Annotated in this window: 13 protein-coding genes; 4 read left to right on the top strand and 9 right to left on the bottom strand. The window is 45.9% G+C overall.

The window, feature by feature from the left end:
- Window positions 1-444, top strand: a 444-nt coding sequence (locus AWV70_RS08545; RefSeq protein WP_235588585.1) for a 2'-5' RNA ligase family protein, incomplete at its 5' end; no start/stop codon positions are given.
- 3 nt (window positions 445-447) lie between these two features.
- A complete protein-coding gene (locus tag AWV70_RS08540) occupies window positions 448-882 on the top strand; it encodes a GNAT family N-acetyltransferase (protein WP_060206141.1) in 435 nt (144 codons plus the stop codon).
- 96 nt (window positions 883-978) lie between these two features.
- Here the strand turns inward: AWV70_RS08540 and AWV70_RS08535 are convergent, their stop codons facing one another.
- The 7 genes from AWV70_RS08535 to AWV70_RS08510 form a co-directional block, all read right to left on the bottom strand.
- The gene (locus AWV70_RS08535; protein ID WP_060206140.1) at window positions 979-1,290 is read right to left on the bottom strand and encodes a hypothetical protein; all 312 of its coding nucleotides are present in this window, start codon (window positions 1,288-1,290) and stop codon (window positions 979-981) included.
- A gap of 366 nt (window positions 1,291-1,656) precedes the next feature.
- Window positions 1,657-1,905: a stage VI sporulation protein F gene (locus tag AWV70_RS08530; protein ID WP_060206138.1), complete on the bottom strand. Its 249-nt coding sequence runs from the start codon at window positions 1,903-1,905 to the stop codon at window positions 1,657-1,659.
- A 16-nt stretch (window positions 1,906-1,921) separates the two neighbouring features.
- A complete protein-coding gene (locus AWV70_RS22845) occupies window positions 1,922-2,065 on the bottom strand; it encodes a YjcZ family sporulation protein (protein ID WP_082713525.1) in 144 nt (47 codons plus the stop codon).
- Between the two features lie 74 nt (window positions 2,066-2,139).
- On the bottom strand, window positions 2,140-2,502 hold the full coding sequence (spoVAE, locus tag AWV70_RS08525) for a stage V sporulation protein AE (RefSeq protein ID WP_060206136.1): 363 nt from the start codon (window positions 2,500-2,502) through the stop codon (window positions 2,140-2,142).
- 9 nt (window positions 2,503-2,511) lie between these two features.
- Window positions 2,512-3,513, bottom strand: a complete 1,002-nt coding sequence (locus tag AWV70_RS08520; protein ID WP_060206134.1) for a hypothetical protein — start codon at window positions 3,511-3,513, stop codon at window positions 2,512-2,514.
- Window positions 3,507-3,962 carry a stage V sporulation protein AC gene (gene spoVAC / locus AWV70_RS08515; protein WP_060206132.1) on the bottom strand — a complete coding sequence of 152 codons (456 nt, stop codon included), beginning with the start codon at window positions 3,960-3,962 and terminating at the stop codon, window positions 3,507-3,509. The genes AWV70_RS08520 and spoVAC overlap by 7 nt, the downstream gene beginning before the upstream one ends.
- Entirely contained in the window at window positions 3,962-4,363 is a 402-nt protein-coding gene (locus AWV70_RS08510) for a YhcN/YlaJ family sporulation lipoprotein (RefSeq protein WP_060206131.1), read from the bottom strand. Before AWV70_RS08510 ends, spoVAC begins: the two co-directional genes overlap by 1 nt.
- Window positions 4,364-4,482: 119 nt before the next feature.
- On the opposite strand from AWV70_RS08510, the gene AWV70_RS08505 reads away from it, so the two are divergent.
- A complete protein-coding gene (locus AWV70_RS08505) occupies window positions 4,483-5,040 on the top strand; it encodes a CotY/CotZ family spore coat protein (RefSeq protein WP_060206129.1) in 558 nt (185 codons plus the stop codon).
- Window positions 5,041-5,213: 173 nt separating this feature from the next.
- Here the strand turns inward: AWV70_RS08505 and AWV70_RS08500 are convergent, their stop codons facing one another.
- Window positions 5,214-5,552 (bottom strand): hypothetical protein, encoded by a 339-nt coding sequence (locus tag AWV70_RS08500; protein ID WP_153009932.1) that lies wholly within the window; start codon window positions 5,550-5,552, stop codon window positions 5,214-5,216.
- Window positions 5,553-5,661: 109 nt separating this feature from the next.
- Window positions 5,662-7,035 carry a magnesium transporter gene (gene mgtE / locus AWV70_RS08495; protein WP_060206124.1) on the bottom strand — a complete coding sequence of 458 codons (1,374 nt, stop codon included), beginning with the start codon at window positions 7,033-7,035 and terminating at the stop codon, window positions 5,662-5,664.
- Window positions 7,036-7,123: 88 nt separating this feature from the next.
- Here mgtE and prpE point away from each other — a divergent pair, with 88 nt between their 5' ends.
- Window positions 7,124-7,864, top strand: a complete 741-nt coding sequence (prpE, locus tag AWV70_RS08490) for a bis(5'-nucleosyl)-tetraphosphatase PrpE (protein WP_060206123.1) — start codon at window positions 7,124-7,126, stop codon at window positions 7,862-7,864.
- Window positions 7,865-7,897: the final 33 nt, after the last annotated feature.

The following is a 7,897-nucleotide window of genomic DNA, read 5'->3' as shown; positions in this document are numbered from 1 at the left end:
GATCCACATTATGCGCTTATCACACCGCACATGACCGTTAAAGGTGTATTCGAGGCGGATGATAAAGAGATCGAGCAAGTTGCGGAAGCCATCCAAAAAGTAGTCCGCAAGCATAAGCCGTTTGAATTGAATGTGTCAAAAGTCAGCACATTTGCACCCATCACCAACACGATTTTCTTTAAAGTGACACCTAATGAGGAAATCCTTTCACTCCATAAAGACCTGAATGAAGATTTTTTCGGTGAAAAGCCTGAATATTCCTTCGTCCCGCATATTACAATCGCACAAAAATTGAATTCCGGTGAACATGATGACATAATCGGTCAAATCAAGATGTTCGGCGTGGATCATACTGAAATGATCGACCGGATCCATCTTCTCTATCAACTTGAGGACGGGTCTTGGACAGTTTATGAAACTTTCCGTCTCGGCGAGGAAAGCTGAAGATTGATTGAAGTTAGAATTGCCCGTTCCGATCTTGAACGGGAAGATGCGTATGATGTGCGGAAAAAAGTGTTTGTGGATGAACAAGGGGTACCTATCAGTCTTGAAATTGATGAGTTCGATAAAACCGCTTCCCATTTCATCGTCTATGATGAACAGCAGCCGATCGGGGCAGGACGCATCAGGGAAATCGGTCCAGGAATCGGAAAAGTGGAGCGGGTTTGTATTTTAAAAGAAATGCGTGGTAAGCATCTAGGGAATCTGATCATGCATGAACTTGAAAAACATGCAAAATTTGTTGAAATGAATAAAATCGTTTTGAACGCACAGTCCTACGCTGTGCCATTCTATGAGAAACTCGGGTATACGGTCACGTCTCCCGAGTTCATGGATGCGGATATTCCGCACCGCGCAATGGAAAAAGAGATCACCTCTTAAGAGTAAGTCAATTGGAAAAGAGCAGATCCGCGAACCGGTTACCGGTTGCAGGTCTGCTCTTTTTTGGGATTTCAAATTCAAAAAATTTCAATCCATTTACACGTATTCGTTTACTGCGAGCCCTTTTCCAACGAGATGTGCAATTTCAGGCGATAGGTTGGCCGGATTCGGATAGATGAACCCTTTCAAGTAAGGAGGGCGAGATTTGGCGATTACCACTCCTTCTTCCCTTTCCTCCATAATCCGCTCCTGTTCATGACGAAGTGAATCATCGAATTTATCCATCAGATCCGGATCCATTTTCACTTTTTCCACCCGATCGACATACGCAAAATTATTGCGCACTGCATTCATTCGATTCGCGTATATTTCGGCTTGCATCGGCTGTACCGGTAGAATGTATCCCATTTTCCCACACCCCTTTATATATATCCTCATCTACCCTATAACCTTTTTAATAGTCTATGAAACGTATTAAACGGAAAATGATTGGTTTCACCTATTTTTTTGAATGAGATTAGGTAAATCCTATTTCCAGTTACGGGTCTTCGGTTATGCGGACAATGCATCGGTAGTAGGTACTTGGACATCATCCAGTTGTGGACGCCAGCTGCTCGGGTCATAAGCCGTTTCAGCTGTACGGCAAAGAGCGCCGTTTCGTGCCCGCATGGATGCGGGTATGCAGTCTATGCCACAGGAAGTGGCGAACTTAGACTGCCTTCCTTGAACCGTCTTATGCCTGTCGCATCTAGGCAGGCGTCCTCCGCTTTTGGGTTACCCCATCATTCTTTGAATGTCATTGAAGTTAACGGAATTGCCGTTTTTGACGATTGATTTCACAAGTTCATCTTCCATATGTGGTGGGACTTCTTTGTTTGCGAGCCGGCCAACTTTTCTTACGATTTTCCGCACTTGCCGCTCATCACTGAAATCTGCATATTGGATCGCGTTCGCCAATGCGAAAACCTCCTCCATTGGAACACCGGTTTTGGATTCTATTTTTTTGAAAAACGAATCATTCATTTACTCTACCCTCCCCTTAGCAAAAGCTGCTGCCAACAATGATTAGCAAGATGAAGAGAACAACAATCAGAACGAAAGTGGAACCGCCATATGAGCCTCTTCCATACCCGCCATATCCTCCGCCGCCACAACCGCCGCCAGGATAGCATCCACCGAACATAAAAATCCCTCCTTCCCTTCCGTCTATCCTATGCAGATAGCGGAGAGAAGAAGGGGGCGTTCGCACAGTTCTTTTTATAAGGAGCCCTTCGGCTTGAATAAAAACGAGGCGATGAAGCCGAATAGGATTGCCGCACTGATCCCTGAACTTGTCACTTCAAACATTCCTGTCAAAACACCGATAAGGCCATGCTTTTCCGCTTCAGCCAGTGCACCATGGGTCAGTGAATTGCCAAAAGATGTAATGGGAATTGTGGCACCGGTACCCGCAAAATCGATCAACGGTTCATAAAGGCCAAATCCGTCCAGCACGGAGCCCGCAACGACAAGAATGCAGAGCGTATGCGCCGGTGTCAGCTTTGCTACGTCAAACATCAGCTGGCCAATGACACAAATAAGCCCACCGACTATGAAGGATGTAATGTAAATCGAAAACAATCAGACCACTCATTTCATCGTTAGTTCGACTGCGTGCGCGATGCACGGAATCGTCTCGCCTTGCTGGTACGACAATGGTGAAAGCAGCGCACCGGTAGCAATTAGTAGTACTTTTTTATATTCCTTGTCCTTCATCTTCTGATAGACGTCCGAAAAATAAACGGCCGCCGAGCATCCCGCTCCGCTTGCGCCTGCCATGAAATCCGGATTATTGCCGTAAAACTCCATGCCTGCGTCGCTGAAGTTTCCAAATTCCGTGATTCCTTGGTTCTTCACCAACTCTTTAAAAATCGAAAAGCCGACAGTGGCCAAATCCCCGGTCATAATCAAATCGTAGTCACTTGCAGAAGTTCCATGGCCCGTCAAATGACGCTTCAATGTATCAGCTGCTGCTGGCGCCATGGCCGCTCCCATATTCAATGGATCCGTCATTCCCATATCAATCGCTTTTCCTACCGTTCCGCGTTCTATAGAAGGAAGCCCTTGTTGGTATGGTGCGACGGCTGCCGCTCCCGCTGCCGTCACAGTCCATTGGGCAGTGTCACCTTTCTGCGCGCCATATTCAATCGGATATCGGAATTGCCGTTCGATTGCATTATGCTGGCTCGATGAACCCGCAATAGCCAGCTTCGACATGCCCGCTTCTGTCAAAAGGGCTGCAAGGAGCAGTGAAGAGACAGATGTTGCGCACGCTGAAAACATGCCGAAATACGGAATCCCGACAGTTGTCGCGAAGAAATTTGAAGGCGTCATTTGATTGACAAGATCGCCTGTTAATAAAAAATCAGTGTCTGACGGTATTTTATCAACCTTGCTTAACGCAATCATACATGCAGCTTCCATCAGCTTCGCATGGCCTTGTTCATTCGTTTCTAGGCCGCATCTTTCATCTTCATACATTTTGTCGAAGCCTGCCTGAAAAGCGCTTTTCTTTTCAAGCGGCCCTGCAGTAACGCCCGTTGCCAAGATGGAAGGTGTCGAAGAAAATGTCAATAGGCCTTTCATTACCATGAAATGACCCCCATCTTCACTAAGATTGTCTTAATAAGTGCGACAATGAAGGCTGAAAAAACACCAAACACGATGACCGAACCCGCCAACTTGAATATATTTCCACCGACCCCTAACACAAATCCTTCCGACCTATGTTCAATCGCCGCCGACACGACCGCATTCCCGAATCCGGTTATCGGGACTGCCCCGCCTGCCCCGCCTATCTGGCCGACTTTTTTATAAGCGCCAAAGCCGGTCAGCAGCATGGAAATGAAAATCATCGTCGCCACTGTCGGATTGCTCGCTGTCCGCTCGGTAAAATCGAAGAAGGTCATATAGAAAAGGGCAATGAACTGGGCGATGAGGCAAATCGTTCCGCCTACTAAGAATGCTTTTATACAATTTTTGAGTAGCGGCGGTTTCGGAGTGATTCCTTCCTCCAGCTTTGCGTATTTTTCTTTATCCATTATGTCTCTTCCTCCGCTAGTGATATCAAATGATGGATTTGTTTCTTCAATCCTTTTTCATCCTTTTTCAGGATAAGTTTATTTGTTTCATTTAAAATCTTGCTATCCGCGGAAACGAAAACCGCAAGATCCGGGTATTCTTCTTTCAACTGTTTTTCGATTTCACTGGCTATGTCTCTTTTATTGAACCTGGAAAAGGTTTTCACGCGGATTCCAACAAGCAAGTGATCGTCATGGAAAAGGGCTGCAACCCCTTTGACGCGATCGTCCTTCTTCAATAACTCTTCCGCCTTGCCCGCGTCCTCTTCTGTACGATTTTCGAATTTGTACTCGTTCGGCATGCATCCGGACAGCAGAAACAGCACGCATAGCATCGTTATCAATTGACGAATATCCACCATCCCCTTTTTTTAACAGTATGGCGTTTGGGTTTGTTTTTTATTCATGGCGTGATGTTTGCCCTAGCTCTGAGCAATTATCCGCATAAGGTATAAGGAGTTGAGAAAAGGAGGTGGAATGAATGGGATGTGGAAGAAATGAAGAAGTCGGTGAAGTACGGCGCCACGACAATTGCATTTGCGAGGTCGTCCGTGCCATTAAGCGTGTGCAGGATATCCGCGATGATATCGATTGTGACGATTGCAGAACTGACTGTTTCCTGACTCCGCTCGGTAGCCTTGTAAGCCCTGCTAGACAACGGGCCAATACGCGTGTCTTCATGCTATTAGACGAGAAAGGTAATCCATTCAAAGCAATGTTCAATAGAAGAAGAAGGTTCGCTGAGACTGAAAACACAACGAACTCCGAGCATGGTCGAAAAGATTGTGCAACATGTTTCTCGATTTTCTTCAGAGTTCAAAATATTTTCGATAATTGCTGTGCAACAATCCAAGTTCTTGAACCACGTGATGCAAGAGGTCGAAAAGTCGACTTGTTCAAAGGCGGCAAATTGGATCTCGACGCAGTTTGTGAAGTGGAAAGATTTGAAGCAACAGGTACTTGCGTAACAGTTGACTTGAAATGCTTCTGTGCAATTCAATGCGTGAAGGACGTTTTCATCGATTGTGACGAGGACTGAAGGAATAACCTGTGATGCTGACTCTGCCCGATCGGATTCCGATCGGGCAGTTTTTCATTTTCGGAAGAATGCATGGACTTGAGGGGACTTATTGGGACATTATGAGATTTATTGAGCTCTTTCAACAATCTACATAAAAACAAGGCAGACCGCATTTCCAGTCTGCCTTGTTTTTAGATTCTAGTGTTAAATGGCTGCCCGCGCCATAACACGTCTTCTATCTTTGCGACTTCAACTTCGGTAATCAAGTCGTCGGCTTCGATCCACAGGATGCCATCCTCCATCTTTTGGATTGCTCCTTTGACGATATCGCCTTCAACGACAAATTGAAGAGGCGTGTATGCCTGCTTTTGGAACGGTTCGCTCAAATAGCGAATTTTACCCATGACGGCGGGGTTGACAACGTTGCTTGCTGTTTGAACGGATGGCATGATGTCCACTGCCTCCCTCTCCGGTACATCGCTCGGGACGAAGACGGATGTGCTTTCTTCTTCAAAGACGATCATCTTCACATAGACGGGTGGCCCCTGCACAAATATCAACGGTTCATTGTAGGAAATGTTGATTCCCCCTTTTTTCCGTAGTATATGCGCCTACCTAGAATGAAGTGCTTTACTGCCGTCAAAGGCTGTTGATGAACATTGTTGCCAAGCCAAGATAGATAATGATGCTGATGACGTCGTTCAATGTCGTAATAAACGGGCCGGAAGCGACTGCCGGGTCGATTTTCATCCGATGCATGAACAGTGGAATGAACGATCCGGAAATCGTTGCGACAAAGATGGAAACAAGGATTGCCGCGCCAACGAGTAAAGCGATGATAAATTCATGCTTCCAAACAAAAATGAGTCCTACGACAAAAATAGCGCAAATGAGTCCAGTTATGAGACCAGTGCCTGCTTCCCGCAATAATAATTTAAACTTGCTTTCATCCTCGACGTCACGTGTTGCGATCCCGCGGACTGCGACAGCCAAAGCTTGCGTCCCGCTATTTCCTGCAGTTCCTGCAATCAGTGGAATGAATGCGGCCAGCAATGCGACTTGCGAAATCGTATCGGTGAATAGATCAATCAGGTTGGCGGTCAGCATGCCGAGCACTAACAGAATGATCAGCCAAGGAATTCTTTTCTTCGCAGCTGCAAAGGAAGTCTTATCAAAGGAGTCCATATTGGATACAGCAGCAAGTTTGGAATAGTCATCGGATGCTTCTTCGTCTAAAACATCGATCACGTCGTCGACGGTAATGATTCCCAGCATATGCTGCTGGAAATCAACGACAGGAACAGCGAGCAAGTTATAGTCCTGGGTCGTCCTTGCGACATCTTCCTGATCATCCGAGACGAGAACGCTGACGACACGTTCATTCATGATCGACTGTATCAATGTATCTTCATCCGTAATGATCAAGTCGCGGAGCGAAACAACGCCCGTCAAACGATTATCTTCATCAACGACGAAAACATAATAGATTGTTTCCGCAGACGGGGCTTCATTCCGCAGAATTGTCATTGCAGAGCGTACAGTCGAATATTGCGGAATTGAAACATATTCCGTCGTCATGATGGAACCGGCAGTATACTCTTCATAATGCAAGAGCGATTTGATTTGTGCAGCCGCTTCTTTGTTCATTAACGTCAAATAGCTGGCAATCTGCGCTTTATCAAGTTCTTTCAGGACATCTACCGCATTGTCGACGAACATGTGGGAAATCATATCCGCGGCATAAGTCGTGTCCATCTCCTGAAGGAACTGCTTATATTCATCTTCATCGATTTCACTCGTCTCGAATATTTCCGCCAACTCTTTCGGAGAGAGGAAAAAATACATCGTCTTTCGATGATCCGTGTCCACCTTTTCATAGAAAACAGCTCGGTCATATGGGTGAAGCATCAAATATTCATCACGGAACGTTTTAATATCTTGCTGTTCCAATGAATTTATCAGTTTTTCTTCGTCAACAATAATTTCATCACGAATTTCTTCATTTACAGTCATGGCTGCACCTTCCTTTCCGCTCCGACATGCATGAATGCAATGCTAAGGGTATGATAGTAAGTATAACAATTTCAAAAGGAGACTTGGTATGAAACTGGATATTATTGGTGATATTCACGGATGCTATGATGAATTGCTATCGCTCATCGATAAGCTCGGCTATTCATTCGCATCAGGATTGCCGTCCCATACAGACGGAAGACAGCTCGCTTTTGTAGGCGACGCGATGGACCGGGGTCCGGCATCGTTGAAAACGCTGGAATTGATGTTCAATTTGCAAGACAATCATAGACTTATCTATTCCCCCGGAAACCATTGCAACAAACTATACCGTTTGGCAAAAGGCAGCAACGTCCAACAGAAAAATGGACTTGAGACGACCGTGGCGGAATTGAATGCCTTGCCACCTAAAGAAAAAATACGCTTTTTGGATCGCTATAGGCAATTCTATGAAGCTTTGCCGTTATACGAAAATCCGGATAACGGAAAACTCATTATCGCACACGCAGGAATCCGTGAACAGATGATTGGAGAACCTTTTTCAAAAAAAACACAGTCGTTTGTCCTCTATGGGGATACGACCGGCGAAACGCTCCCAGATGGGCGTCCTGTCAGAAGGGATTGGGCGAAAAAGTATTCCGGAGACGCATGGATCGTTTATGGGCACACTCCGGTTTCGGAAGCCAGGTTCGTAAACCGGACCGTCAATATCGATACAGGGTGCGTGTTCGGAGGCAAACTCACAGCCTTCCGCTATCCGGAAATGGAAATCGTTTCGGTTCCCTCACTGCAGCCGGTCATTCCGGAGAAATTCACTCATTTCGATTGATTTTCAATTGTTCCATATCCGCAGGCAACAGAC

The sequence above is a fragment of the Sporosarcina koreensis genome, assembly GCF_001531445.1.
In the GTDB taxonomy this organism is placed as follows: domain Bacteria; phylum Bacillota; class Bacilli; order Bacillales_A; family Planococcaceae; genus Sporosarcina; species Sporosarcina koreensis_C.
This window is presented reverse-complemented; position numbering and strand designations above follow the sequence as displayed.